Source organism: Kitasatospora sp. MAA19, assembly GCF_029894125.1.
Taxonomy (GTDB): Bacteria; Actinomycetota; Actinomycetes; order Streptomycetales; family Streptomycetaceae; genus Kitasatospora.
This window is the reverse complement of sequence record NZ_JARXYZ010000003.1, coordinates 103,971-129,316: the sequence shown is the minus strand read 5'-3', so window position 1 is coordinate 129,316 and position 25,346 is coordinate 103,971. Positions and strand designations below refer to the sequence as shown.

18 protein-coding genes are annotated in these 25,346 nt (G+C 74.7%); 12 read left to right on the top strand and 6 right to left on the bottom strand.

What is annotated here, in order from left to right:
* Positions 1 to 402: 402 nt before the first annotated feature.
* Both guaA and P3T27_RS40980 read left to right on the top strand, forming a co-directional pair.
* The gene (gene guaA, locus P3T27_RS06085) at positions 403 to 1,998 is read left to right on the top strand and encodes a glutamine-hydrolyzing GMP synthase (RefSeq protein ID WP_280675048.1); all 1,596 of its coding nucleotides are present in this window, start codon (positions 403 to 405) and stop codon (positions 1,996 to 1,998) included.
* Between the two features lie 227 nt (positions 1,999 to 2,225).
* Positions 2,226 to 3,311, top strand: a complete 1,086-nt coding sequence (locus P3T27_RS40980) for a Rieske 2Fe-2S domain-containing protein (RefSeq protein WP_348534061.1) — start codon at positions 2,226 to 2,228, stop codon at positions 3,309 to 3,311.
* A gap of 53 nt (positions 3,312 to 3,364) precedes the next feature.
* Here P3T27_RS40980 and P3T27_RS06070 read toward each other — a convergent pair whose 3' ends face one another.
* Together P3T27_RS06070 and P3T27_RS06065 are read right to left on the bottom strand one after the other, a co-directional pair.
* Positions 3,365 to 3,574 carry a hypothetical protein gene (locus P3T27_RS06070; RefSeq protein ID WP_280675046.1) on the bottom strand — a complete coding sequence of 70 codons (210 nt, stop codon included), beginning with the start codon at positions 3,572 to 3,574 and terminating at the stop codon, positions 3,365 to 3,367.
* Positions 3,571 to 5,007 (bottom strand): PspC domain-containing protein, encoded by a 1,437-nt coding sequence (locus P3T27_RS06065; protein ID WP_280675044.1) that lies wholly within the window; start codon positions 5,005 to 5,007, stop codon positions 3,571 to 3,573. The genes P3T27_RS06070 and P3T27_RS06065 overlap by 4 nt, the downstream gene beginning before the upstream one ends.
* Before the next feature lie 134 nt (positions 5,008 to 5,141).
* On the opposite strand from P3T27_RS06065, the gene P3T27_RS06060 reads away from it, so the two are divergent.
* The 3 genes from P3T27_RS06060 (at position 5,142) to pcrA (ending at position 10,038) form a co-directional block, all read left to right on the top strand.
* Positions 5,142 to 6,605, top strand: a complete 1,464-nt coding sequence (locus P3T27_RS06060) for an ATP-binding protein (RefSeq protein WP_280675042.1) — start codon at positions 5,142 to 5,144, stop codon at positions 6,603 to 6,605.
* A complete protein-coding gene (locus P3T27_RS06055) occupies positions 6,598 to 7,302 on the top strand; it encodes a response regulator transcription factor (RefSeq protein ID WP_280675039.1) in 705 nt (234 codons plus the stop codon). Before P3T27_RS06060 ends, P3T27_RS06055 begins: the two co-directional genes overlap by 8 nt.
* A 114-nt stretch (positions 7,303 to 7,416) precedes the next feature.
* Positions 7,417 to 10,038 carry a DNA helicase PcrA gene (gene pcrA / locus P3T27_RS06050; RefSeq protein ID WP_280675037.1) on the top strand — a complete coding sequence of 874 codons (2,622 nt, stop codon included), beginning with the start codon at positions 7,417 to 7,419 and terminating at the stop codon, positions 10,036 to 10,038.
* A 12-nt stretch (positions 10,039 to 10,050) separates the two neighbouring features.
* Here pcrA and P3T27_RS06045 read toward each other — a convergent pair whose 3' ends face one another.
* Positions 10,051 to 10,857, bottom strand: a complete 807-nt coding sequence (locus P3T27_RS06045; RefSeq protein WP_280675035.1) for a M23 family metallopeptidase — start codon at positions 10,855 to 10,857, stop codon at positions 10,051 to 10,053.
* Between the two features lie 359 nt (positions 10,858 to 11,216).
* Between P3T27_RS06045 and P3T27_RS06040 the strand changes: the two genes are divergently transcribed.
* Positions 11,217 to 11,624, top strand: coding sequence for a cobalamin B12-binding domain-containing protein (locus tag P3T27_RS06040; RefSeq protein WP_280675033.1), 408 nt, complete (start codon positions 11,217 to 11,219; stop codon positions 11,622 to 11,624).
* A 107-nt stretch (positions 11,625 to 11,731) separates the two neighbouring features.
* On the opposite strand, the gene P3T27_RS06035 is transcribed toward P3T27_RS06040, so the two are convergent.
* Together P3T27_RS06035 and P3T27_RS06030 are read right to left on the bottom strand one after the other, a co-directional pair.
* On the bottom strand, positions 11,732 to 13,330 hold the full coding sequence (locus P3T27_RS06035; protein ID WP_280675031.1) for a DUF5691 domain-containing protein: 1,599 nt from the start codon (positions 13,328 to 13,330) through the stop codon (positions 11,732 to 11,734).
* Positions 13,331 to 13,366: 36 nt separating this feature from the next.
* The gene (locus P3T27_RS06030; protein WP_280675029.1) at positions 13,367 to 14,665 is read right to left on the bottom strand and encodes an SWIM zinc finger domain-containing protein; all 1,299 of its coding nucleotides are present in this window, start codon (positions 14,663 to 14,665) and stop codon (positions 13,367 to 13,369) included.
* 201 nt (positions 14,666 to 14,866) lie between these two features.
* Between P3T27_RS06030 and P3T27_RS06025 the strand changes: the two genes are divergently transcribed.
* From P3T27_RS06025 to sucD, 5 genes are all read left to right on the top strand, one after another.
* Complete coding sequence (locus P3T27_RS06025; RefSeq protein WP_280675027.1) at positions 14,867 to 15,949, top strand: AAA family ATPase; 1,083 nt, start codon at positions 14,867 to 14,869, stop codon at positions 15,947 to 15,949.
* 126 nt (positions 15,950 to 16,075) lie between these two features.
* On the top strand, positions 16,076 to 18,448 hold the full coding sequence (locus P3T27_RS06020; protein WP_280675025.1) for a DUF5682 family protein: 2,373 nt from the start codon (positions 16,076 to 16,078) through the stop codon (positions 18,446 to 18,448).
* A 101-nt stretch (positions 18,449 to 18,549) separates the two neighbouring features.
* Positions 18,550 to 19,713, top strand: a complete 1,164-nt coding sequence (locus P3T27_RS06015) for a VWA domain-containing protein (protein WP_280675023.1) — start codon at positions 18,550 to 18,552, stop codon at positions 19,711 to 19,713.
* A 304-nt stretch (positions 19,714 to 20,017) separates the two neighbouring features.
* The gene (gene sucC / locus P3T27_RS06010; protein WP_280675021.1) at positions 20,018 to 21,190 is read left to right on the top strand and encodes an ADP-forming succinate--CoA ligase subunit beta; all 1,173 of its coding nucleotides are present in this window, start codon (positions 20,018 to 20,020) and stop codon (positions 21,188 to 21,190) included.
* A gap of 19 nt (positions 21,191 to 21,209) precedes the next feature.
* On the top strand, positions 21,210 to 22,094 hold the full coding sequence (gene sucD / locus P3T27_RS06005; protein ID WP_280675019.1) for a succinate--CoA ligase subunit alpha: 885 nt from the start codon (positions 21,210 to 21,212) through the stop codon (positions 22,092 to 22,094).
* 70 nt (positions 22,095 to 22,164) lie between these two features.
* Here the strand turns inward: sucD and P3T27_RS06000 are convergent, their stop codons facing one another.
* Positions 22,165 to 23,598, bottom strand: coding sequence for a LuxR C-terminal-related transcriptional regulator (locus P3T27_RS06000; RefSeq protein WP_280675018.1), 1,434 nt, complete (start codon positions 23,596 to 23,598; stop codon positions 22,165 to 22,167).
* A gap of 132 nt (positions 23,599 to 23,730) precedes the next feature.
* Between P3T27_RS06000 and P3T27_RS05995 the strand changes: the two genes are divergently transcribed.
* The gene (locus tag P3T27_RS05995) at positions 23,731 to 25,236 is read left to right on the top strand and encodes a DUF6350 family protein (protein ID WP_280675016.1); all 1,506 of its coding nucleotides are present in this window, start codon (positions 23,731 to 23,733) and stop codon (positions 25,234 to 25,236) included.
* Positions 25,237 to 25,346 lie beyond the last annotated feature (110 nt).

Sequence of the window (25,346 nt, the reverse complement as noted above, 5' to 3'; positions counted from 1 at the left end):
CCCACCTCTCGGTCCAGTCGCGGCCGGGGTCGCTGTCCCCTGCTGGCCGGCCGCGGCACCCGCGCACGGTCCCACGGCGCCGCGCTCCCGGCGGGCCGGGGCGGTGGCGCCACATGCGCCGGTGGACTGGGATGAAGCTCCACGCGTGGTCCTGCAGTCCGTACGGCGGCGCCCTTGGCCGGGGCGAAGGCGGCGCGCCTGGCGGGCGCGGCGCGGTCGTACGGTCGTCAGAAGCAACGAAAGACGGCCCCGCGCGGTCACGGTCGTTTGGACGGGCAGACGAGTGAAACCGGACAGCCCGGTAGAATCGGTGTCCAGACACCCCCACCCGTCGCCGCCGCGGCCCCCGCCGGGGAAGCGGTTCGGTGTGACACCTCTCGTACCGCTGCCGGAAGGCCGTCTGTGTCCTCTGCAATTCCCGTCCAGTCCGCGCCGGACAACGACACCGTCCTGGTGGTCGACTTCGGTGCCCAGTACGCCCAGCTCATCGCCCGTCGGGTGCGTGAGGCGCGGGTCTACAGCGAGATCGTGCCGAGCAGCATGCCGGTCGCCGAGATGCTCGCCAAGAACCCCAAGGCGATCATCCTCTCCGGCGGCCCGTCGTCGGTCTACGAAGAGGGCGCGCCGCAGCTCGACCGCGCGATCTTCGAGGCCGGGGTCCCGGTCTTCGGCATGTGCTACGGCTTCCAGCTGATGGCCAAGACCCTCGGCGGCACCGTCGACAACACCGGCTCCCGCGAGTACGGCCGCACCCCGCTGACCGTCAGCCGCCCCGGCTCCACCCTGTTCGAGGGCGTCCCGGCGCAGCACTCGGTGTGGATGTCGCACGGCGACGCCTGCTCCGCCGCCCCGGAGGGCTTCACCGTCACCGCCTCCACCGACGTGGTGCCGGTCGCGGCCTTCGAGAACGACGAGGCGCGCCTCTACGGCGTCCAGTACCACCCCGAGGTGCTGCACTCCGACCACGGCCAGCAGATCCTGGAGCACTTCCTCTACCGCGGCGCCGGCCTCGCCCCGACCTGGACCACCGGCAGCGTGGTCGAGGAGCAGGTCGCGCTGATCCGTGCCCAGGTCGGCACCAAGCGCGCGATCTGCGGCCTCTCCGGCGGCGTGGACTCCGCGGTCGCGGCCGCCCTGGTCAACAAGGCCATCGGCGAGCAGCTGACCTGCGTGTACGTCGACCACGGTCTGATGCGCAAGGGTGAGACCGAGCAGGTCGAGAAGGACTTCGTGGCGGCCACCGGCGTGCAGCTGAAGGTGGTCGACGCCGCGGAGCGCTTCCTGAACGCGCTGAAGGGGGTCACCGACCCCGAGGAGAAGCGCAAGATCATCGGCCGGGAGTTCATCCGGGTCTTCGAGCAGGCCCAGGCCGAGATCATCGCCGAGGCCGGCGAGCACGGCGAGTCGGTCGACTTCCTGGTCCAGGGCACCCTGTACCCGGACGTGGTGGAGTCCGGCGGCGGCACCGGCACCGCCAACATCAAGTCCCACCACAACGTCGGCGGCCTGCCCGAGGACCTGCAGTTCCAGCTGGTCGAGCCGCTGCGCAAGCTGTTCAAGGACGAGGTCCGGATGGTCGGCCAGGAGCTGGGCCTGCCGGAGGAGATCGTCCAGCGCCAGCCGTTCCCGGGCCCGGGCCTGGGCATCCGGATCGTCGGCGAGGTCACCCGGGAGCGGCTGGACCTGCTCCGCGACGCCGACGCGATCGTCCGCGAGGAGCTGACCGCGGCCGGCCTGGACCGCGAGATCTGGCAGTGCCCGGTCGTGCTGCTCGCCGACGTGCGCAGCGTGGGCGTGCAGGGCGACGGCCGCACCTACGGTCACCCGATCGTGCTGCGCCCGGTCTCGTCCGAGGACGCCATGACCGCCGACTGGTCGCGCCTGCCGTACGACGTGCTGGCCCGGATCTCCACCCGGATCACCAACGAGGTCCGCGACGTGAACCGCGTCGTCGTCGACGTCACCAGCAAGCCGCCGGGCACCATCGAGTGGGAGTGAGCACTCCCGCCGGCCGGTAGGGCTGTCCGACGGATCTCGTCGGACAGCCGCTGAGTCGGTGCCGAACGGCCGCGCCGTCGTTCCCGTATACAGGGGAACGGCGGCGCGGCCGTTCTCGGTGCGGCGGCCGCCGACCGGGTGGGACCTCCCACCGAAAGCGATCGGGAGCGGGCAGAATGCGGACCGGACCTGTCAGGAGTGGCGGGCCGTGAGGGAAGGTGTGAGCGATGTCGGAGGTCAGCAACTCCGCGGCGGTCGACGGTGGAGCGGTCGGTCTGGCCGACCGGGTGGCGCAGTGGAGGGCGTTCGCGTCCAGGTACCCGCTGCTGCCGCTGCGGCTCTTCCTCGGCGTCACCTTCGTGTACGCGGCCCTCGACAAGCTGTCCGACGCGCACTACCTGGCCGGGGCGGGCGACCCGGCGTCGTTCGTCTCGCAGACCCAGGCGGCCAGGGCCGGCAGCCCGATCTCCTTCCTGCTCGGCGCCGCCCTGGACGCGCCCACCCTGTTCGCGCTGGCCATCGCCTTCGGTGAGCTGGCGGTCGGCCTCGGCACCCTGCTCGGCCTCTGGGGCCGGGCCGCGGCGCTCGGCGGCGTGATGATCAGCCTCAGCCTCTGGCTGACCGTCAGCTGGAGCATCTCGCCGTACTACCTCGGCAACGACCTCGCCTACCTGATGGCCTGGACGCCGCTGCTGCTGGCCGGCACGCCGTACCTGTCGGTGGACGGCTACCTCGCCCGGCGGGCCGGCCGGGACCGCGAGCGCGGGCTGGCCGAGGACCACGTCAAGCGCCGGGCGCTGGTGGACGGCGGGATCGCCGCCGTCGCGATCGGCGGCGCCGGGCTGCTCACCGGCTCGCTCACCCGGACCTTCGGCCGGGACGAGCGGGACCCGTCCACGCAGGCCTCGTCCCAGCAGGAACCGGCAAAGCAGGAGCCGGCGAAGCAGGAACCGCCCAAGCAGTCCGCGGCCCCCGCCAACACCGGCCAGGCGCCCGCCGGGTCGGCCCCCTCGGTGTCGGCCGCGAGCGTGCCGGTCGGCGGCTCGGCCCAGGTCAAGGACCCGGCCACCGGGGACGCGGTCTACATCGTGCAGCCCACGGCGGGCCAGTACTGCGGCCTGTCCTCGGTGTGCACCCACTCCGGCTGCGCCGTCGACGCCCCGAAGAACGGCCGGCTGTACTGCCCCTGCCACGGCTCCCGGTTCGACGCCGCCACCGGCGCGGTGGTCACCGGGCCGGCGGTCAAACCGCTGCCGAAGTACACCGTCACCAAGGACGGGGACAAGCTGAACCTCGGGCCGCTGCAGAGCTGAGCGCGGGGGCCGGCCCTTGTGAAGGCCGGTCCTGAACGGCCGGCCCTGGGCGGTCAGGGCTCGCGGTCGGTGCGGCCGCGCCGGGTGACCGCCGCGACCGCGCCGGCCAGGCCGCCGAGGCCGAGCACGATGAAGGTGACCGGGATGACGATCCGGCCGTTCACCGTCTGGTCGTTGAGCGCCGCGACCAGGTAGACCACGGCGATCGTGGTGAACAGTCCGCCCGCGATCAGCGAGAACAGGTCGAGCGGGTGCTTCCTCACTGCTGGACCACCTTGATGTTGCCGATCCCGACCGCGAGTTCGAGGTCGAGCGTGCCCTTGGACGAGTGACCGCTGCCGGGTTGCAGCAGGTAGGTGTGGCGGCCGGTGCCGTCGTTGCGGTCACCGGGGATCGAGACGTCGCCGAGGCCCATCCGGGTCACCAGGTTCACCGTCGCGTCCGGCGGCAGGAGGACGGTCAGCTCGCCGGCACCGAGTTCGACCTTGCTGGTGAGGGTGGTCCCGGCCGGGTCGAGCCCGGTCAGGTCCAGCCGGATCCGGCCGGCGCCGAGGGAGTACTTGGGCTGCAGGTCGGCCGTCGCGACGACGGTGAAGTCGCGCTGGCCGACGGCGTTCTGCACGGAGTCCGTCGAGCGGCCGACGAAGACCAGCGCCAGGGTGAGCAGCAGGCCCGTCATCGCGAGCTTGCGGGCCCGGCCGAACTTCGCGCCGAGCAGCAGCGTCAGACCGATCACCAGCAGCGCGGTGGCCAGCACGGTCGCACTCAGCACGGTGACGCCGGTGTGGCCGGCGGAGGCGGACCAGACCGCGGCACCCGCGCCGATCGCCAGCAGCAGGCCGAAGAAGCCGAGCGCGGACCGCTCCCGCGGGTGCCGGACGGCGGTGGGCCGCGGCCTGCGGGGCGGGCCGTCCTTGCGCAGTGGGTCGCCCGCGGGCAGGTCGGCGCGCCGCCACCAGGGCTGGGCCGGGCCGCCCACCGGGGGCACCGGGGTGCCGAACGGCGGGGTGGTGGTGGCGCCGTAGGGGTTGCGCTCGGGGTGGCGCGGGTCCCACAGGTAGCCGGTCGGGCCGGGGGCGGGGGAGTCGGCGGGCACCGTTCCGGCGGCGCGCTCCGCGGCGTGCCGGGCGCGGGCGGCCTCGTCCTCCTCCGGCCAGGGCCACGGGTGCGGGCCGGCCGGGTCCGCGTCGGGGTAGTGGCGGTCGTACGGGCCGCCGCGGCGGCGTCCGCGCAGCCGGCCTCGGCGGCGCTCCGGGTCGTAGCGCACCGCCAGGAAGACCAGGCCCGCGAGCAGCAGCAGCGGGAACAGCTGGTCGTCCTGGCCCATCGAGGAGAAGAACACCCCGGTGCCGATCACCGTCAGCAGCACCGCGCCGACCGACTGGCCGTCGACCCGGCCGGTGAGCACCCGCTGGAGTTCGGTGCGCCCGTGCCGGCTGCCGCCCTTGCCGTCCGGCACCGACTCGGTGGGGACGATCAGCCAGGCCAGGCCGTACAGGAACAGCCCGAGGCCGCCGGAGAGGCAGAGCACCACGGTGACCACCCGGAAGACCACCGGGTCGATGTCCAGGTGTCGCCCGAGGCCGCCGCAGACGCCGGCCACCACGCGGTGGTGCTCGGTCCTGGTCAGCGGCGGGCGGTCCGGTTCCGGCGGGGCGGCGGGCCCGGCCTCCTGGATGCGGTGGTCCTCGGTCATGACCACCATCCTCCCGGCTGGCCCGGCCCGGCCCAACCGGTGCGAGCCCTGTCCGGACCCTGACTTGTCCCTGAGAACCGCCTAGGGACACACCCTGATGCGCCCGCGCACACGAGCGTGGAACCATCGGTGGCGTGGCAGCACCCGGTACCGACCCCCGCCCCCTCGCCCCCGACGCCGCGTCGTCGGCCGGCGCCGACCCGACCGCGCCCGACGGCGGGCGGCCGCCGTACCGCCGGCTCTACCGCAGCCCGCAGGGGCGGATGCTCGGCGGGGTCGCGCACGGTCTCGCGGTGCACCTCGGGCTGCCGGTGCGGTGGGTCCGGCTCGCGTTCGTGCTGCTCTTCTTCGCGCAGGGGATCGGGACCCTGCTGTACGCGGCGTTCTGGTTCGTGGTGCCGATCGGCATCGGCGAACCCGCGCAGCGCGGCGGCACCCACTGGATGTACGTCAACGGCGCCTTCGTCCCGGCCGGGGCGGGGCAGCAGCCGGGCGGGGCGCTGAGCAAGGGCCGCAGCGGCTGGCTCGGCCGGCTGCGCGAACTGCTCCAGCACGCGCTCCAGGGCGAGCCGGTCGCCGCGGTCCCCGCGGAGGGGGAGGGCGCCGCGCCCGCCGGCAAGACCGGCCAGGGCGGCCTCGGCCAGCTCGCCGCCCTGGTGATGACCGTGATCGGCCTGATCGCCCTGCTCAACGCGCTCGGCCTGCAGACCGCCAAGCCGTACACCTGGCCGCTGCTGGCGATCGGGGTGGGTGTCGCGCTGGTCTGGCGGCAGGCCGACGACTCGCGCTGGCAGCGCTGGTTCGGCCTGGAGGAGGGCGACAAGCGGCGCGGCGCCTACACCCGGGTCGGCGCCGGCGTGCTGCTCGTGGTGGCCGGCACCATCGCCTTCCTCGCCATGCAGGGCAGCGGTTCGACGCTCGGCTCGGTGGTCGAGGCCTCGCTCGCCGTGCTCGCCGGCGTCCTGGTGCTGCTCGGCCCGTACGGGCTGCGCCTGTGGCAGGACCTCGGCGCCGAGCGCACCGCCCGCATCCGCGCCCAGGAGCGCGCCGAGATCGCCGCGCACGTCCACGACTCGGTGCTGCACACGCTGACCCTGATCCAGCGCCGGGCCGAGGACCCCAAGGAGGTGCTGAGGCTGGCCCGCGCCCAGGAGCGCGAGCTGCGGCTGTGGCTGTACCGCCCGGAGGCCGCCGCCGAGGCCGCGCCCGACACCATGGCGGAGAGCCTGCGCGCCGTCGTCGCCGAGGTCGAGGACCGGCACGGCGTCCCGGTCGAGGTCGTGATCGTCGGTGACTGCCCGATGGACGAGCGGATCGCGGCACAGATGCAGGCCGCGAGGGAGGCGACCGTCAACGCGGCCAAGTACGGTGGCGGGGGACCGGTCCAGGTCTACGCCGAGGTGGAGGGGAGGACGGTGTCGGTGTTCGTCCGCGACCACGGCCCCGGCTTCGACCCCGACACGGTGCCCGAGGACCGGATGGGCGTACGGGAGTCGATCATCGGCCGCATGAAGCGCAACGGCGGCACCGCACGGGTGCGGCCCGCGCCGGACGGCGGGACCGAGGTCGAGCTGGAGATGGAGAGAACGAATGACTGAGGCAGCGCCGATCGGGGTCCCCGCGGCCGAGGACTCCGGGCGTACCGCGCGGGTCGTCCTGGTGGACGACCACCGGATGTTCCGCACGGGGGTGCGGGCCGAGATCGGCCGCACCGAGACGACCGGCATCGACGTGGTCGGCGAGGCCGACGACGTCGAGTCGGCGGTCCGGGTGGTCGCCGAGACCCGGCCGGACGTGGTGCTGCTCGACGTCCACCTGCCCGGCGGCGGCGGTGTCGAGGTGCTGCGCCGCTCGGCCGGGCTGATGGGCGAGCAGGGCGGGGTCAAGTTCCTGGCCCTGTCGGTGTCGGACGCCGCCGAGGACGTCATCGGCGTCATCCGCGGCGGCGCGCGCGGCTACGTCACCAAGACCATCACCGGCACCGACCTGGTCAACGCGATCTTCCGGATCGCCGACGGCGACGCGGTGTTCTCGCCCCGGCTGGCCGGCTTCGTCCTGGACGCCTTCGCCGCCACCGACACCCCGCCGGTCGACGAGGACCTGGACCGCCTCACCCAGCGCGAGCGCGAGGTGCTCCGCCTGATCGCGCGCGGTTACGCGTACAAGGAGATCGCCAAGCAGCTCTTCATCTCGGTGAAGACGGTCGAGAGTCACGTCTCCGCCGTCCTGCGCAAGCTCCAGCTGAGCAACCGGCACGAACTGACCCGCTGGGCCACCGCCCGCCGGCTGGTCTGAGCCGCGCCGGGAGCCGTGCGCTGAGCTGTGCCCGCGTGGTGGCCCGAGCCCGTTCGGCCCGAATTTCCCGGGCCGGGCGGGCTTGTCGGTGGGTGGCCATAGACTCGGAGTGCCATGAGTAGCCTCTTTGACGACCTCCCGCTCCCCGGTTTCGAGGCACCCGCCGCCGGGTCGAAGCAGCCCGCCGCCCCCCTCGACGAGGAGCCCCCGCCGTACGAGGACGACGCCCCGTACGAGGCCTACGAGGAGGCCATCCCGGAGGGGCTGTTCCAGACCGACCACGCCGCCGAGACCGCGCGCGACGCCTGGTACCGCAACGGCGCCGCCCGGACGGTGGTGGACCCGGCGCAGCTGCTGGAGGGCATGAACGACCCGCAGCGCGAGGCGGTGCTGCACGCGGGCTCGCCGCTGCTCATCGTGGCGGGCGCCGGCTCCGGCAAGACCCGGGTGCTGACCCACCGGATCGCCCACCTGCTCGGCGCCCGCGGCGTGCAGCCGGGCGAGATCCTGGCGATCACCTTCACCAACAAGGCCGCCGGCGAGATGCGCGAGCGCGTCGAGGCGCTGGTCGGCCCGCGGGCCCGGGCGATGTGGGTGTCCACCTTCCACAGCGCGTGCGTGCGGATCCTGCGCCGCGAGTCCAAGGTGCTGGGCTTCACGTCCAGTTTCTCGATCTACGACTCGGCCGACTCGCAGCGGCTGATGTCACTGGTCTGCCGCGACCTCGACCTGGACCCGAAGCAGTTCCCGCCGAAGTCCTTCACGGCGAAGATCAGCAACCTGAAGAACGAGCTGATCGACGAGGAGACCTTCGCCGACCAGGCCGCCAACCCGATGGAGAAGAAGCTCGCCGAGGCGTACACGCTGTACCAGCGGCGGCTGCGCGAGGCCAACGCGCTGGACTTCGACGACATCATCATGACGACGGTGAACCTGCTCCAGGCCTTCCCCGACGTCGCGGAGCACTACCGGCGCCGGTTCCGGCACATCCTGGTCGACGAGTACCAGGACACCAACCACGCCCAGTACATGCTCGTCCGCGAGCTGAGCGGGGGATCCGTCGCGGCCGCGCCGAAGCGCACGGTGGACGGGGAGTTCGTGAACCCGGCGGCCGGGCGGCTGGCCGAGGTGCCGCCGGCCGAGCTGTGCGTCGTCGGTGACGCGGACCAGTCGATCTACGCCTTCCGCGGCGCGACGATCCGCAACATCCTCCAGTTCGAGGAGGACTACCCGAACGCGACCACGATCCTGCTGGAGCAGAACTACCGCTCCACGCAGACCATCCTGAGCGCCGCCAACGCCGTCATCGAGCGCAACGCCAACCGGCGCGAGAAGAAGCTCTGGACGGCCGGCGAGCACGGCGAGCGGGTCGTCGGCTACGTCGCGGACGACGAGCACGGCGAGGCCCAGTTCATCGCCGACGAGATCGACCGGCTCACCGACGCGGGCGACGCCAAGCCCGGCGACGTCGCAATCTTCTACCGGACCAACGCCCAGTCCCGGGTGTTCGAGGAGGTGTTCATCCGGGTCGGTTTGCCGTACAAGGTGGTCGGCGGGGTGCGCTTCTACGAGCGCAAGGAGGTCCGGGACGTCCTGGCGTACCTGCGGGTGCTCTCCAACCCGGAGGACACCGTGCCGCTGCGCCGGATCCTCAACGTGCCCAAGCGCGGCATCGGCGAGCGGGCCGAGGCGATGGTCGACGCGCTGGCCGCGCGGGAGCGGATCTCCTTCGCCCAGGCGCTGGTGCGGGTCGACGAGGCGTACGGGATGGCCGCGCGCTCGGCCAACGCGGTGAAGAAGTTCAACACCCTGATGGCCGGGCTGCGGCAGGTCGTCGAGTCGGGCGCGGGCCCGGCCGCGGTGCTGGAGGCCGTCCTGGAGGAGACCGGCTACCTGGCCGAACTCCAGGCCTCCACCGACCCGCAGGACGAGACCCGGGTGGAGAACCTGCAGGAGCTGGCCTCCGTCGCCCTCGAGTACGAGCAGGACCCGGGCGAGCGGCCCGACGCCGGTGAGGACGGCACCCCGCCGGTCGGCTCGCTCGCCGACTTCCTGGAGCGGGTCGCGCTGGTCGCCGACTCCGACCAGATCCCGGACGAGGACGAGGAGGGCCAGGGCGTCATCACGATGATGACCCTGCACACCGCCAAGGGCCTGGAGTTCCCGGTGGTCTTCCTGACCGGCATGGAGGACGGGATCTTCCCGCACATGCGGGCGCTCAACCAGGTCAAGGAGCTGGAGGAGGAGCGGCGGCTCGCCTACGTGGGGCTCACCCGGGCGCGGGAGCGGCTCTACCTGACCCGCTCGGTGCTGCGCAGCGCCTGGGGGCAGCCCGCGTACAACCCGGCCTCGCGGTTCCTGGAGGAGATCCCGGAGAACCTGGTGGAGTGGAAGCGGACGGGGGCGGCGCAGGCGCCGGCCGCGCGCGGCTTCTCCTCGGGTTCGTCCTGGGGCAAGTCCTCGTCGGGGGGCGGCGGTTCGCGCTCCTCGTCGGCTTCCTCGGCCTCCTCGAAGCCCAAGGCGGGCTGGGGGCAGTCGGCGCGGCGCGGCGGCCAGGTCGTGGAGCGGGACGTCGTCTCGCTGGCGGTCGGGGACCGGGTCACCCACGACACCTTCGGGCTGGGCACGGTGGTGGGCGTCACCGGCGTCGGCGACCGGGCGCAGGCCACGGTCGACTTCGGTTCGGAGGGCCGCAAGCAACTGCTGTTGCGCTACGCGCCGGTGGAGAAGCTCTGACGGGGAGGGTTTCTAGCGCGGGTCGAGCCCGTTCGAGAGGAACCACGGCAGCGGGTCGACCGGCCCGCTGCCGGCCGGGCGGATCTCGAAGTGCAGGTGCGGGCCCGTGCTGTTGCCGCTGCTGCCGACGAAGGCGATGACGTCGCCCTGCTTCACCGGTCCCTTGCGGACCTTGTACGCCCTCAGGTGGCAGTACCAGGCCTCGGTGCCGTCGGGCATCTTCAGTATCGACATGTAGCCGTACGACGGGTTCCACAGGGTGCGGATCGTGCCGTCGGTGACGGCCATGACCTGGGAGCCGCCGTCCACCGGGAAGTCGATGCCGGTGTGGCGGTTGGCCCAGTGGGTGCCGGCCTCGCCGAACAGTTCGCCGAGGCCGTGCTGGGCGACCGGCATGACCACCTTGGGCTTGGCGGGCTCGGCGGTCGGCTGTGCGGTCGGGTCGTCGGTGGGCTGGGCGCCGGCCAGCGGCTGGCGGGCGTCGCCGCGGGAGGCCTGGGTCGGGCCGCCGGCCGCAACCGCCTGCTGCGCGGCCGCCTTGGCGGCCTCGGCGCCGCCGTCGGCCGGGTTGTCCGGGGCCTCGGCCGCCGTGTGCGGCGCGGTCCGGCCGGCCGCCTGGGCGCGCTGGTCGGTCTCGCCCTGCACGGTGACGGCCGCCGCGGCGGCGACCCCGAGCGCGGCCACCGACGGCAGCGCGACCCGCAGCAGGGCCGTCCGGGTGGCCGCCTTGGCGGCGCCGCGGCGCTCGGCGCGGGACTGTTCGCGGGCGGCGAGGCGCAGCTCCGCACGGGTCGGGCGGGCGGCTGCGTCGGGAGCCATCGGGGGCTGCCTCCTCGGTGGGCCTCGGGGCGCGTCGTCGGGCAGGGGGACCGGCAGGGGAAAGCGACGGGGGAAAGCGGGGGAAAACAGCCGAGACTGTAGCCGCAAGGCCGATGCCCCGGAAAAACCTCCGATTGTCAAGAGCTCGGCCGGGGGTCTGTGCGGAGGGCGGGCGGACGGGTATACCCACTGGTAGCAAGGCCGGTGGCTGTGACTTTGCCCTCCTCTTGGGAGGTGGCACGGCCAACCGGGCCGGGTGGCGCTAACCTCCCCTCAGGTTGGTTATTGACCGTTAACCGCGCCCGTGGTCCGCAGGGTCCGGTCGGATGGTGGACGACGAGGTCCAGCAGGAGGCAGTGATGAGTGTGTCGGGGCCGATCCGTGTGGTGGTCGCCAAGCCGGGGCTCGACGGTCACGACCGGGGCGCCAAGGTCATCGCGCGCGCCCTGCGCGACGCCGGTATGGAGGTCATCTACACCGGGCTGCACCAGACGCCCGAGCAGGTCGTCGACACCGCGATCCAGGAGGACGCGGACGGCATCGGGCTGTCGATCCTCTCCGGCGCCCACATGACGCTGTGCGCGCGGGTGTTGGAGCTGCTGAAGGAGCGCGACGCGGCGGACATCAAGGTCTTCTGCGGCGGGATCATCCCGGACGAGGACATCGCCGAGCTGAAGGCGATGGGCGTCGCGGACATCTTCACCCCGGGCACGCCGACCCGGGAGGTCGTCGCCTGGGTCGAGGCCAACCTGCGGGCGGCCGGCTGAGGTTGACGGTACGGGCGGGCCGGTCCTCGGGGACCGGCCCGCTTCGTCGTTCCGGGGACCGGCCCGCCCCTTCGGGGACCGGCCCGTCGCTTCGTGGGTGCCGGTCGTCAGGCGTCGAGTTCGGCCAGCATCGCGGCCCGGAAGCGCAGCGTTCCGGCCAGCCGGGCGAAGGTCTCCGACCAGGCGGAGTCCGGGGCGGCCTCGGCGGCCAGCTCCTCCACGGCGGCCGCGGTCTCCGGGGCGAGCGCGCGCTCCGTCATCCCGAGCACCCCGCTGTGGCTCCACGGGTACGCGCCGGAGCCGGCGGCGCGGGCCAGGGCCGTCACCACGGCGGTGGACAGCGGCGGCGTCCACGGCGTGCCGCAGGCGCCGAGCAGTTGGAAGGCCTCGCCGAGGCCGTGCACCTCGATGAACGCGGCCGTCCAGGCGGCCCGTTCCCCGGGCGGGAGGACAGCCAGCAGCTTGGCGGGGGCGCCGGTGACGCGGGGAGCGCGGGCCCGTCCGGCGCCGCGGGCGGGTGGTGTGGGCGCCGGGCCGAGCAGGGCCCGGGCCCAGTCGGCGTCGTGCTGGCGGACGGCGGCGCGCGCCCAGGCCTCCCGCAGGTCGTCGGCCCAGCTGCTGCTGGTCTCGTCGATGCTGTCGCCGACCCGCAGGGCGAGCAGTTGCTCCGGGGTCAGCCCGGTGCTCTCCGGCCAGAGCCGCAGCGGCGCGGCGGCGACCACCTCGCCGAACCACCAGGCCCGTTCGCCGCGGCCGGTGGGGGACTTGAGCGGTATGCCGTCGCGCTGCATGGCCGCGTCGCACTCGGCGGGCGGGGTGACCAGCAGGTGCGTCCCGGCGTCGGAGAGACGGACGGCGGCGCTCGCCCGCTCGGCCATCCGCCGGGCGAGGGCCGAGCCGGGCAGGGTGGACAGCAGCTCGGCGGCGGTGGCGCGGACGTTCTTGCTGCGGTCGCCGAGGGCGGCCTCCAGGAACGGCTCGTCGGCGGGGGAGAGGCCGTCCTGCAGGGCGTCCAGGAAGAGCAGGCGGTCCTCGGCCCGCTCGGTGGACCAGGTGCCGCTCAGCAGTTCCAGGCCGGCGGCCGGATCGTGGCGGCGCAGCAGGGTGAGGTGGGTGACCCGTTCGGCGAACAGGCCCTCGTGCCACAGGTGGTGGTCGACGGGCTGCCCGGGCCGCTCGGCCGGGTCGGGGGCGGCGGTGCGCAGCACGAACCGCCAGTCGGGGTTCTGCTCGGCCAGCCAGCGGCCCAGCGGGCCGGCCAGTGCGACGGCGTCGGAGCGCAGCTCGCTGCGGGCGCGGGCGGCGTCGAGCAGGCCGGGTATCAGCGCGCCGGGCGGGCGCAGGCCCCGGGCGCGGACGGTGGCGAGCCACTGCGGGAGCAGTTCGGCGAGGTTGGCCAGGGTGGCGCCGCCGCTGCCGGTCCGGCCGGTTAGCAGGACGGCGAGGCGGCGGGCGGCCGCCGCGGGCAGCTCCGGGCGGGGGTCCTCGGGCGCGGGCGGGCCGGGCGGTCCGGCGGCGGGCACGGGCAGGGCGCCGGCCCGGCGGCGGACGGTCGCGAGGGCGGCCAGCTCCAGCAGGGCGGTGGCCGGATCGGCCGGGTCGACGGTGTCGGCGAGGGGGAGGGCGGTGACCGGGAGCGGGCGGCGGTCGGTGCCGAGCAGGGCGGTGGTGTGCAGGGTCTCCCACGGGTCCTGGGTGATCGTCATTTTCTGTGCTCCTGACGTGCGTTGGACCGGTCGGTCCTAGACGGTGGTGAGGCCGATCGGGCGGTCGTGGCCGGCCCAGGCCGTGACCGGGGCGAAGCCCTGGTGGCCGTACTCGCCGAAGACCGTCAGCGGGCGGCCGGTGGAGACGGCGGCCAGCCGCCACAGCGCCGCCTCCGGAAGGGCCGAGGTGTGCACGGGCAGGGTGTGGTGCCCGTCCGTCAGGTACCAGCCGTCCGGGGTGCGGACCGGTACGGCGCCGGCGAGGACGGTCGGCCAACTCTCCAGCCACGGGTCGTCGGCGACGGCGGTGCCGTAGCCGGCCACCGCCTCGGCGACGGTGAGGCCGGCGGGCGGGCCGGCCGGGCCGGGCTCGGGGGCGCCGTAGCGGGTGCCGAGGGCGGCGCGCAGCGGCCGGGCGCCGGGGTGGAAGGCCAGCTCGGCCTCCAGCAGGTGGCCGGTGGGCAGGGCGAGGTCGGGGGCCTGGCCGGGGCGGCCGAAGGCGAGCAGCAGGGCGGGGCGGCCGGTCTTGGCGCCGCGCAGCCAGACCCGGCGGGTGGTGAGCCGGTCGTCGGACGTGTCCCGGCTGCCGAGCGCCAGCCAGCGGTCGCGGACGGTGGGGCCGGCCAGGATCTCGGCGGTGTCGGTGGGGTAGCCGACCCGGGTGCGGACGGTGGCGGCCAGCTCGGGCGGCAGTTCGTCGACCCGGGTGGCGGCGGTGGCGAGCAGGTGGAGCATCGCGTACTCCTCCAGGAGCCGGTCCTGCGGGGTGGCGTCGAGTGCGCGGACCCGGGTGGCCAGGCCAGGGGCCTGGGCGTCGACCATCCGGGCGGCGACCTCCTCCCAGGGCCCGGCGGTGGACTGGTCGGCCAGGCCGTGCCGGACCCGGTCGGCCAGGCGCAGCCGGAGCTCGGCCGCGCCCGCCGCCACCCGGGCGCCGCGCCGCTCGGCCCGACGGCGGGCGGCGGCCGGGTCGGCCGGGGCCGCGACGCGCTTCTCGGCACGCTCCTCGCGGGCCTTGAGCCAGTCAGCCGCCCACTCGGCGGGTTCGGCGGCCGGGACGGCCTCCGGGGCGCCGCTCCACAGCAGGAGGAGCCCGAGCGCGTGCTTGCACGGGAACTTCCGGCTGGGGCAGCTGCACTGGTAGGCGGGCGTGGCGAGTTCGATCACGGTGCGGTACGGCGTGCTGCCGCTGCCCTTGCACTCGCCCCAGAGCGCGGTGCCGTCGGTGCCCGCCCCGGACCAGGGCGCGGGCGAGGAGAGCTTGCCGGCCGCCTTCTGCGACGCGGCGTCAGGTGCCAGGGACAGGACGTGTTCGGTGCTCCAGCGTTCCTCCATGCGACCGACCGTAGGCGGCGGCACTGACATCGGCTGACCACCCGTCCGGAGCCGTCGCGGGAACGGGGCAAGGGGCCGGCGCGGACTGTCAGTGCCGAGGTGCAGGGTGGTTCCCACAGGCCGGGACGCCGACCTGGCTCCCCCCGATCACCCTGCCGCCGGGGCACCCGTGCGCCCGGCGGCCGACCCGAAGGAGCCCCCATGACCGACGTTCTGCGGCAGCATGCCGAGGACGCCTTCGCCGGTGAACTGGCCGCGCTGGCCGCGCAGGACGACCGTCCGCGCCCGGCGCGCTGGAAGCTCTCGCCGTGGGCCGTGGCGACGTACCTGCTCGGCGGCGAACTGGCCGACGGCACCCCGATCACCCCCAAGTACATCGGCCCGCGCCGGGTGGTGGAGGTCGCCGTCACGACCCTGGCGACGGACCGCGCGCTGCTGCTGCTCGGCGTGCCCGGCACCGCGAAGACCTGGGTGTCCGAGCACCTGGCCGCGGCGATCAGCGGCGACTCCACCCTGCTGGTGCAGGGCACCGCCGGCACCCCGGAGGAGGCGGTCCGGTACGGGTGGAACTACGCCCAGCTGCTCACCCACGGCCCGAGCCGGGACGCCCTGGTGCCCTCGCCGCTGATGCGGGCGATGGCGGACGGCAAACTCGCCCGGATCGAGGAGCTGACCCGGATCCCGGCCGACGTGCAGGACAGTCTGATCACCATCCTGTCCGAGAAGACGCTGCCGGTGCCGGAGCTGGGCAGCGAGACGCAGGCGGTGCGCGGCTTCAACGTGATCGCCACCGCGAACGACCGCGACCGCGGCGTCAACGAGCTGTCCAGCGCGCTGCGCCGACGGTTCAACACCGTGGTGCTGCCGCTGCCGGGCTCGCTGGAGGAGGAGGTCGACATCGTCACCCGCCGGGTGAACCAGCTCGGCCGATCCCTCGAGCTGCCCGAACTGCCGGGCGGCGCCGAGGAGATCCGGCGGGTGGTCACCGTCTTCCGCGAGCTGCGGGCCGGGATCACGGCGGATGGCCGGACGAAGGTCAAGAGCCCCGGCGGCACCCTCTCCACGGCGGAGGCGATCTCGGTGGTGACCAACGGCCTGGCCCTGGCCACCCACTTCGGGGACGGCGTGCTGCGTGCCGGGGACGTGACGGCCGGCATCCTCGGCGCCGTCGTCCGCGACCCGGTGGCGGACCACGCGGTGTGGCGCGAGTACGTCGAAGGGGTGGTGCGCGAGCGCGACGGCTGGAAGGACTTCTACCGGGCCGCCCGCGAGGAGGTGCGATGAACGAGCGAAGCGAGCGAGCCATCGGTGCCGGGCGTAGCGGGGTGGGCGCGTGAACGAGCGTAGCGAGCGAGCCATTGCGGGGTGCGCGTCGTGCGCAGCGGCTGCCGGGCGTAGCGGGGTGGGCGCATGACCTCGGACGTCGCGCTGCTCGGCATCCGTCACCACGGCCCGGGCTCGGCCCGGGCGGTGGCCGCCGCGCTGGAGGCGTGGCAGCCGGACGCGGTGCTGATCGAGGGCCCGCCGGAGGCCGACGGCATCGTCCGGCTGGCCGCCGAGAAGGACCTGGTGCCGCCGGTCGCGCTGCTGGCCCACGCGGTGGACGACCCGGCGAAGGCCGCGTTCTGGCCGTACGCCGAGTTCTCCCCGGAGTGGGTGGCGATCCGGTACGGCGTCGAGCGCGAGCTGCCGGTCCGCTTCATCGACCTGCCCGCCGGGTACGGCTTCGGCCCCGCCGATGCCGAGGATTCCGTCGACTCCGAGGAGCCCGCCGAAGCGGTTGAACCCGTCGAGCCGGTCGCCGAGCCGGTCGCCGACCCGCTGGCGCTGCTCGCCGAGGCGGCCGGGCACGACGATCCGGAGCGCTGGTGGGAGGACGTGGTCGAGCACCGCGCGCCCGGCGCGGACGCGCTGGCACCGTTCGCCGCCGTCGCGGAGGCGATGGCGGCGCTGCGCGCGGAGGGCCTCGGCGAGTCCCGGCGGGACCGGCTGCGCGAGGCGTACATGCGCCAGCAGATCCGCGCCGCCCGCCGGGCCGGGCACGGCCGGATCGCCGTGGTGTGCGGGGCCTTCCACGTGCCCGCGCTGGCCGCGATGCCGACGGTCGCGCACGACCGGGCGCTGCTCGCCGAACTGCCGCGGAAGGTGCGGACGGACATCACCTGGGTGCCGTGGACGCACCGCCGGCTCTCCCAGGCCACCGGCTACGGCGCGGGCGTGCAGTCGCCGGGCTGGTACCACCACCTGTTCACCACCGAGGGCGACCCGGTGCCGCGCTGGCTCACCCGGGCCGCCGAACTGCTGCGTGCCGAGGACCACCCGGTCTCCTCCGCCCACGTCATCGAGGCGGTGCGGCTGGCCCGCACGCTGGCGGTGCTGCGCGGCCGTCCGCTGGCCGGGCTGACCGAGACCCTGGACGCCGTCCGCGCGGTGCTCTGCGAGGGATCGGACGTCGCCCTGGAGCTCGTCCGGGACCGCCTGGTGGTCGGCGACGCGCTCGGCGAAGTCCCGGACGCGGCACCGGCGGTGCCGCTCCAGCGGGACCTCGTCCGGCTGCAGCGCGCACTGCGGCTCAAGCCCGAGGCGGCGCCGAAGGACCTCGACCTCGACCTGCGCAAGGACACCGACGCGGCCCGCTCGCGGCTGCTGCACCGGCTGCGGCTGCTCGGCGTCGACTGGGGGGTGCCGGCCCGTTCCTCCGTCAACTCGACCGGGACGTTCCGGGAGAGCTGGCGGCTGTGCTGGCAGCCGGAGTTCGCGGTCCGGATCGCCGAGGCCGCCCAGTGGGGCACCACGATCGAGGACGCGGCGACCGGCAAGGCCGTCGGCACCGCCCGCGCCGCCGTCGAACTCGCCGAGCTGACCGGTCTGGTGGAGACCTGCCTGCTGGCCGGGCTGGCCGGCGCGCTGCCCGCCGTGATGCGGGTGCTCGCCGACTGCGCCGCCCTGGACACCGACGTCGCGCACCTGGCCGGGGCGTTGCCCGCGCTGGTGCGGGCACTGCGCTACGGCGATGTGCGCGGCACCGACCACGGCGCGCTCGGCGAGGTCGCGGCCGGCCTGGCCGACCGGATCTGCGTCGGACTGCCGCCCGCCTGCGTCGGGTTGGACGCGGAGGGGGCGGCGGCGATGCGCGGCCGGCTCGACGAGGTGCACGGCGCGATCGGCCTGCTCGGCTCGGCGACCCGACCGGGGCCGGGCGACCCGACTGCCCCGGGCGAGTCGGCCGCCGCCGAGGGCCTGGCCGACCGCTGGGCCGCCGCCCTGCGCTCGCTGGCCCGCCGCGAGCCGACCGGCGGCCCAGCCACCGGCGCCCCCGGCCTGCTGCGCGGGCGCGCCGTCCGGCTGCTGCTGGACGACGGCCGGCTCGACTCCGAGGAGGCCGGCCATCGACTGCGACTGGTCCTGTCCGTCGCCAACGCCCCGGTGGACGCGGCCGGTTGGATCGAGGGCTTCCTCACCGGCGGCGGCGCCCTGCTGCTGCACGACCCGCGCCTGCTCGCCCTGCTCGACGAGTGGCTGACCGGAGTGCCCGGCGAGGTCTTCACCGACGTCCTGCCGCTGCTGCGCCGCACCTTCGCCGGGCTGGAGGCGGGCGTTCGCAGCACCGTCGGCAGCCGGGTCGCGGCCGGCCCGCTCGGCGAGGCCCCGGTGGCCCGGGCCTCGGGCGGCGCCCTCGACCGGGCCCGGGCCGACGCCGCGGTCCCGGTGGTGGCCCTGCTGCTCGGCGCCCGGCCCCGGATCCCCCGGATCCCCCGGCAGGCCGCCGGCCGCGACACCTGACGGCCGCACCGTCCGACGGTCGCACCACCTCACGGCCGCACCGCCTGACAACCGCGACACCTGACGACCGCACCACCCGACTACCCGTGAAGGAGGACCTGATGGCGACCACGACCGACGAACGGCTGCGCCGCTGGCGGCTGGTGCTCGGCGGCGAGGCCGACGGCACCGGCTGCACCCTGCGCGGCCGCGACGCCGCGATGGACGGCGCCCTCGCCGCGCTCTACCGCGGCGCGCCCGAGGAAGGCGGCCGGGCGGCCCGCGGCGGCCGGCGCAGCGCCGGGCTGGGCGGCTCGGCCCCGCAGGTGGCCCGCTGGCTGGGCGACATCCGCGAGTACTTCCCGTCCACCGTCGTCCAGCTGATGCAGCAGGACGCGATCACCCGGCTCGGCCTGGACCGCCTGCTGCTGGAGCCCGAGATGCTGGAGGCCGTCGAACCGGACGTGCACCTGGTCGGGACCCTGCTGTCGCTCAAGCACGCGCTGCCCGAGACCACCCGGGAGACCGCCCGGGCGGTGGTCGGCAAGGTGGTCGCCGATCTGGAACGCCGGCTCGCCGACCGCACCAGGGCCACCCTGGGCGGCGCCCTCGACCGCAGCGCCAAGGTCAACCGGCCCCGCCACCGCGACATCGACTGGGACCGCACCATCCGGGCCAACCTGAAGAACTACCTGCCCGAGCACGGCACCGTCGTCCCCGAGCGGCTGGTCGGCTACGCCCGTGCCCAGCGCGCGGTGAAGAAGGACGTCATCCTCTGCATCGACCAGTCCGGCTCGATGGCGCCGTCGGTGGTGCACTCGGCGGTGTTCGGCGCGGTGCTCGCCTCGATGCGGACGCTGGACACCCGGCTGGTCGTCTTCGACACCTCGGTGGCCGACCTCACCGAACAGCTCACCGACCCGGTCGACGTCCTGTTCGCCACCCAGCTCGGCGGCGGCACCGACATCAACCGCGCGCTCGCCTACTGCCAGTCGAAGATCACCCGGCCGTCCGAGACCGTCGTGGTGCTGGTCAGCGACCTCTACGAGGGCGGCATCCGGGACGGCATGCTCAAGCGCGTGGCCGCGATGAAGGCGGCCGGCGTCCAGTTCATCGCCCTGCTCGCGCTGTCGGACGAGGGGGCGCCCGCCTACGACCACGCCCACGCCGCCGCGCTGGCCGCCCTCGGCGCGCCGGCCTTCGCCTGCACCCCGGACGCCTTTCCGGAGATCATGGCCGCGGCGATCGAGAAGCGCCCGATCCCGGTGCCCGACCAGGGAGCGTGAGGATTCACCCGGACGTGCGAAACCCGCCGACCGGTGGACGGGGGCCCGCCACCCGCCCCCGCAGGGTGTCTGTGACGGTTCTCACCACGGACGGGCAGGCCCCGGGCGAAACAGTCCCGTCGTACGGGGATAACCTGCCAGACGGACGTGACGCGCGTGTTGATTGACGTGTGCGCCCGTGGCTGTGTGGGCCGCAAGGCCGTACCTCTGCGTACCCGCACCGCCCCGACGACCCGCAGCGAAGATCCTGCCGTGGCACGCTCGTAGAGACACAATCCGCGACCACGAACAAGGACGAACACACGTGGACCTGTTCGAGTACCAGGCGAGGGACCTCTTCGCCAAGCACGGTGTACCCGTGCTTGACGGTGATGTCATCGAGACCCCCGAAGCCGCTCGCGCCATCGCCGAGCGCTTCGGCGGACGCGCCGTCGTCAAGGCTCAGGTGAAGGTCGGCGGCCGCGGCAAGGCCGGTGGCGTCAAGCTCGCCGCCGACCCGGCCGACGCCGTCGCCAAGGCCGAGGCGATCCTCGGTATGGACATCAAGGGCCACACCGTTCACAAGGTGATGCTGGCCCAGACCGCGGACATCAAGGACGAGTACTACGTCTCGTTCCTGCTGGACCGCACCAACCGCACCTTCCTGGCCATGGCCAGCGTCGAGGGCGGCGTGGAGATCGAGGTCGTCGCCGAGGAGAACCCCGACGCGCTCGCCAAGATCCCGGTCGACGCCAACGAGGGCTGCACCCCGGAGAAGGCCGCCGAGATCGTCGCCGCGGCGAAGTTCCCGGCCGAGGTCGCCGACCAGGTCGCCGAGGTCCTGCAGAAGCTGTGGAAGGTCTTCATCGCCGAGGACGCGCTCCTCGTCGAGGTCAACCCGCTGATCAAGTCCGGCGAGGGCAAGATCATCGCGCTTGACGGCAAGGTCTCCCTGGACGAGAACGCCGAGTTCCGCCAGCCCGAGCACGAGGCCCTGGAGGACAAGGCCGCGGCCAACCCGCTGGAGGCCGCCGCCAAGGCCAAGGGCCTGAACTACGTCAAGCTCGACGGCCAGGTCGGCATCATCGGCAACGGCGCGGGCCTCGTCATGAGCACCCTCGACGTGGTCGCCTACGCCGGTGAGAAGCACGGCGGCGTCAAGCCCGCCAACTTCCTCGACATCGGTGGTGGCGCCTCCGCCGAGGTCATGGCCAACGGCCTGGAGATCATCCTGGGCGACGCCGACGTCAAGTCGGTCTTCGTCAACGTCTTCGGCGGCATCACCGCCTGTGACGCGGTCGCCAACGGCATCGTGCAGGCCCTCGCGCTCCTGGAGAGCAAGGGCGAGGCCGTCACCAAGCCGCTCGTCGTCCGCCTGGACGGCAACAACGCCGAGCTGGGTCGCAAGATCCTGACCGACGCCAACCACCCGCTGGTGCAGCAGGTGGACACCATGGACGGCGCCGCGGACCGCGCCGCCGAGCTGGCCAACAAGTAAGGAAGGGGACTTTCACACCATGGCTATCTTCCTTACCAAGGACAGCAAGGTCATCGTCCAGGGCATGACCGGCTCCGAGGGCATGAAGCACACCCGCCGCATGCTCGCCTCCGGCACCCAGATCGTCGGCGGTGTCAACCCGCGCAAGGCCGGTACCACGGTCGACGTCGACGGCACCGAGGTGCCCGTCTTCGGCACCGTCACCGAGGCCATGGAGAAGACCGGTGCCGACGTCACCGTCATCTTCGTGCCGCCGAAGTTCACCAAGGACGCCGTCGTCGAGGCCGTCGACGCCGAGATCGGCCTGGCCGTCGTCATCACCGAGGGCGTCCCGGTGCACGACACCGCCGCCTTCTGGGCGCACGCCGGCGCCAAGGGCAACAAGACCCGGATCATCGGCCCGAACTGCCCCGGCCTGATCAGCCCCGGACAGTCGAACGCCGGCATCATCCCGGCCGACATCACCAGCTCCGGCAAGATCGGTCTGGTCTCGAAGTCCGGCACCCTGACCTACCAGCTCATGTACGAGCTGCGCGACATCGGCTTCTCCTCGGCCGTGGGCATCGGCGGTGACCCGGTCATCGGCACCACCCACATCGACGCCCTCAAGGCGTTCCAGGAGGACCCGGAGACCGAGCTCATCGTCATGATCGGTGAGATCGGTGGCGACGCCGAGGAGCGTGCCGCGGCCTACATCGCCGAGCACGTCACCAAGCCGGTCGTCGGCTACGTCGCGGGCTTCACCGCCCCCGAGGGCAAGACCATGGGCCACGCCGGCGCCATCGTCTCCGGTTCCTCGGGCACCGCCCAGGCCAAGAAGGAGGCCCTCGAGGCCGCCGGTGTCAAGGTCGGCAAGACGCCGTCCGAGACCGCCCGCCTGGCGCGCGAGATCATCGCCGGCTGACCTCGTCCGGCTGCGCGTCGAGCGCCCCTGCCCCTCGTGGGCAGGGGCGCTCGCCCGTTTCCGGCCGTCGTCAGCGCGGCGGCGACCCGGTCGTGCAGGGCAGCGGCGACCACATCGGACAGGCCTCCGGACCCTGCGGCGGCGGCGGGGCAGCCGGCCCCAGGGTGGCCGCCGGCAGCTCCCACCGCCCGGCGGCCCGCGGCTGCGGCTCCACCACCACCGCCTCCACCCCCGGCGTCGGGCTGCACCACAGACTGCGGACACCGATCGGCGGCCCGCCACGCAGCACGGGCACACCCGGGTTGTCCGGGTTCGGCACCGGCCGGCACACCGCCGGCTCCGGCGACTCCGGCGGCTGGAACAGCGTCTCCGGCCGGATCCCCACCAGCGTCGCCAGCGCCGCCCCGCCCACCGCCACCGTCAGCAGCGCCGCCGCCCCCGTCCGGCTCGCGGTCCACAGGCGGTGCCGGGCCTGCAGGGCCGGCACCGGTGGCCGGTGCGGCTCCGGGCAGCCCCGTACCGCCGCCTGGTGCAGCAGCGCGCTCAGCCCGTCCGCGAACCCCGGCGCCGCCGGATCCGGCCCCACCAGATCGGGCACCCACTGCGCCAGCGCCGTCCGGGCCGCCCACACCCGGCCCTCGGCCGCCGTGAGCGTCGACTCCACCTCCACCGCGACGGCCGCCGCCGGCAGCCCCAGTCCGTCGTGCAGCACCAGCGCCCGCCGCTGCGGTCGGGACAGCCGCCGCAACGCCGTCAGCAGCGCCCGGTCCCGGTCGGTCAGCCGGTCGTGATCGGGCAGCACCGCCTGCGACTCGTCCGCCGGCCGCACCCTGATCCGCCGGTGCGGCAGCTTCCAGGCGTGCGCCCGCCGGGGCCCGCCCCGGTGCCACGGGGACAGCGCCAGCTCGCAGGCCCGGGCCCGCACCCACCCCTCCGGATCCCCCGTCCCGGACACCGTCCCCCACCCGCGTCGCGCCGCCCCGAACGCCAGCCGCACGCAGTGCACCGCCCGGTGCCGGCAGGCGGTCAGCAGGAACACCTGCTGCACCAGCCGGGCGTGCGCCTGCTCGTACAGCTCCTCGAAGCTGCCGGCCGCCGGGACGGTCCGGTCGTGTCGCCCGGTGCCGCTGCCGGGTCGGGCGCGCTGCGCGGTGGCGCCGCCCGTCGCGGGCGCCGCGTAGGCCGTCGAAGGTGCGGTGCCGGGGGTCGGCGGGTGGGTGGTGAGGGCGACGGCCTCGGCCTCGGTGGCGGCGCCGAGCTTGCGCATGGCCCGCTGGACGTAGCCGCGGGCCGTGGCCGGGGTGACGCCCAGGGCGGCGGCGGTCTGGGGGAGGTCGCGGCCGGCGGCGAGGTGGGCGAGCGCCTTGGCCTCATGGGGCGTCAGTTTCCGCAGGAGGTGCGCCGCGTACTGATCGACGTGGGTGGCCTGGGATGTGCGGGGGCGGCGTTCGGGGGTGGGGGAGCCGGCGCCGGCGGGGTGGTCGGCGGTGGGTGGCGTGGTCATCAGACGCTCCGGGCCGGTGCGCCGGCGGCTTGGGGATAGGGTCTGAAAATGCGCATAAGCCAATAATCTGGGACACGGCGGCGGTTTGCCGCTTCACGGGGCATGGCGAGTCGCCTTGGCACCATGAGGCGCATGACGCAGCTGATGGGCCGTCCGATCCTGGAAGTGTCGGGCGAGTTGGGCGGACGCCCTTGGCCGGCCGACCTGTTGGCGGGGGTGCGGACGGCGCTGGTCGGTCTGGCGGTGGTCGGGGTGCCGGTGCTGGCGCTCTGGGTGGCGACGCCGTACGCGGACAGCGGGGCGGCCAGTGCCACCCGGTTGGCGGGGGCGCTGTGGCTGCTCGGGCACGGTGCGCCGGTGCTGCGGGGGGACACGGACGCCCCGCTGACCGTCACTCCGCTGCTGCTGGGCGTGCTGGCGGTGGTTCAGCTGTACCGGGCGGCCGCCAGGGTGGCGGCGCGGCGCGGGCCCCGGCCGCGCTGGGGCGGCCCGGCGGCGGTGTGGGCAGGCTACTGCGCGGTGGCGGCGGCGGTGGTGCTGCACTGCGCGGGCGCCGGGCTGTTCCGGACCAGGGTGCTGCCGGACCTGGTGGTGGTGGGGCTGCTGGCCGGGCTGGCGACGGCGGCGGGCGCGCGTTCGGCCCGGGCCGCCGACCGCGCCGCCCCGCCCCTCCTCCCGGGGCGGCCGCTGCTGGACCGGCTCCCGGTGTCGCTCCGGCCCTCCGGCGCCGCGGCGGCGGTGCGCGGTTCGGCGCTGGCGGCCGGGGCGGGGCTGGTGGCGGCGGGCGGGGTGCTGGTGGCCGTGTCGGCGGTGCTGGACGCGATGGCCGGGGGCGGGCGGGGGATGGCGGTGCTCGGACGCGGGCCGGCGGCCCTGGTCGGGCTGCTGCTGCTCGCGGTGGTGCTGCTGCCGAACGCGGTGCTCTGGGGGACGGCGTACGCGCTGGGGCCGGGGTTCGCGGTGGGCACCGGGACGGTGGTGGCGCCGGGCGGCACGGCGCTGGGCCCGGTGCCGGAGTTCCCGTTGTTCGCCCTGCTGCCGGCGGAGGGCCCGGGCGGCTGGCGGGTCGCGGCGCTGCTGCTGCCGGCGCTCGCGGGGGTGGTGCCGGCAGTGCTGCTGGGCCGGGCGGCGGCGGGCCCGCGCAGACCCGCCGAGGCCGGGGTCGGGGTCGAGGCCGGGGGCGGTGATGGGGACGGGGGTGGAGACGGAGCTGCGAGCGAGCCGTGGCCGCCCGCGGCGACGGTGGTGGCGGTGCTGGCCGCGGCCCTGCTGACCGGGGCCGCAGTGGCGCTGGCGGGCTGGCTGTCGGGTGGCGCGCTGGCGGGCGGCCGGATGGCCCGGCTGGGCCCGGCGCCCTGGTGGACGGGGTCGGCGGCGGCGGGCTGGTTCGCGCTGGTGGCCGTGCCGGGCGCGCTGCTGGTGCGCCGTCGGGCACTGCGCCTCGCCGCCCCGGAGGTGGTCCTGGACGCCGTCGAGGAGGCAGCGGAGGGGGGCGGAGCGGGAGCCGCCGGGGGCGCTCCGCCCGCCGCCCACGCCCGGCTGGCCGGGCAGCTGCGCCGGAGCGCGCTGATGCTGCGCGCCCGCGCGTACGCCGCGGTGCTGCGCCTGGGCGGTCGGACCCCGGAGTCGGGCGACTGAGGAGTGTCCGACCGTTCGCGTCCTCGCACGCCCGATGCGAACGACCGGTCACGTCTCGGCGCCGGACCGGCCCTGGCCGCGGGGGAGGAGTTCGTGACGCTCGCCGCCAC

Bases quoted from the DNA above. Each gene is read 5' to 3' on its own strand.
- P3T27_RS40980 (WP_348534061.1), top strand. From the start codon at position 2,226: ATGTCGGAGGTCAGCAACTCCGCGGCGGTCGACGGTGGAGCGGTCGGT.
- P3T27_RS06035 (WP_280675031.1), bottom strand. From the start codon at position 13,330: ATGACGATCACCCAGGACCCGTGGGAGACCCTGCACACCACCGCCCTG.
- P3T27_RS06020 (WP_280675025.1), top strand. From the start codon at position 16,076: ATGACCTCGGACGTCGCGCTGCTCGGCATCCGTCACCACGGCCCGGGC.
- P3T27_RS06030 (WP_280675029.1), bottom strand. From the start codon at position 14,665: ATGGAGGAACGCTGGAGCACCGAACACGTCCTGTCCCTGGCACCTGAC.
- P3T27_RS05995 (WP_280675016.1), top strand. From the start codon at position 23,731: ATGACGCAGCTGATGGGCCGTCCGATCCTGGAAGTGTCGGGCGAGTTG.
- sucD (WP_280675019.1), top strand. From the start codon at position 21,210: ATGGCTATCTTCCTTACCAAGGACAGCAAGGTCATCGTCCAGGGCATG.
- P3T27_RS06055 (WP_280675039.1), top strand. From the start codon at position 6,598: ATGACTGAGGCAGCGCCGATCGGGGTCCCCGCGGCCGAGGACTCCGGG.
- P3T27_RS06045 (WP_280675035.1), bottom strand. From the start codon at position 10,857: ATGGCTCCCGACGCAGCCGCCCGCCCGACCCGTGCGGAGCTGCGCCTC.
- P3T27_RS06065 (WP_280675044.1), bottom strand. From the start codon at position 5,007: ATGACCGAGGACCACCGCATCCAGGAGGCCGGGCCCGCCGCCCCGCCG.
- P3T27_RS06025 (WP_280675027.1), top strand. From the start codon at position 14,867: ATGACCGACGTTCTGCGGCAGCATGCCGAGGACGCCTTCGCCGGTGAA.
- pcrA (WP_280675037.1), top strand. From the start codon at position 7,417: ATGAGTAGCCTCTTTGACGACCTCCCGCTCCCCGGTTTCGAGGCACCC.
- P3T27_RS06000 (WP_280675018.1), bottom strand. From the start codon at position 23,598: ATGACCACGCCACCCACCGCCGACCACCCCGCCGGCGCCGGCTCCCCC.
- P3T27_RS06015 (WP_280675023.1), top strand. From the start codon at position 18,550: ATGGCGACCACGACCGACGAACGGCTGCGCCGCTGGCGGCTGGTGCTC.
- P3T27_RS06040 (WP_280675033.1), top strand. From the start codon at position 11,217: ATGAGTGTGTCGGGGCCGATCCGTGTGGTGGTCGCCAAGCCGGGGCTC.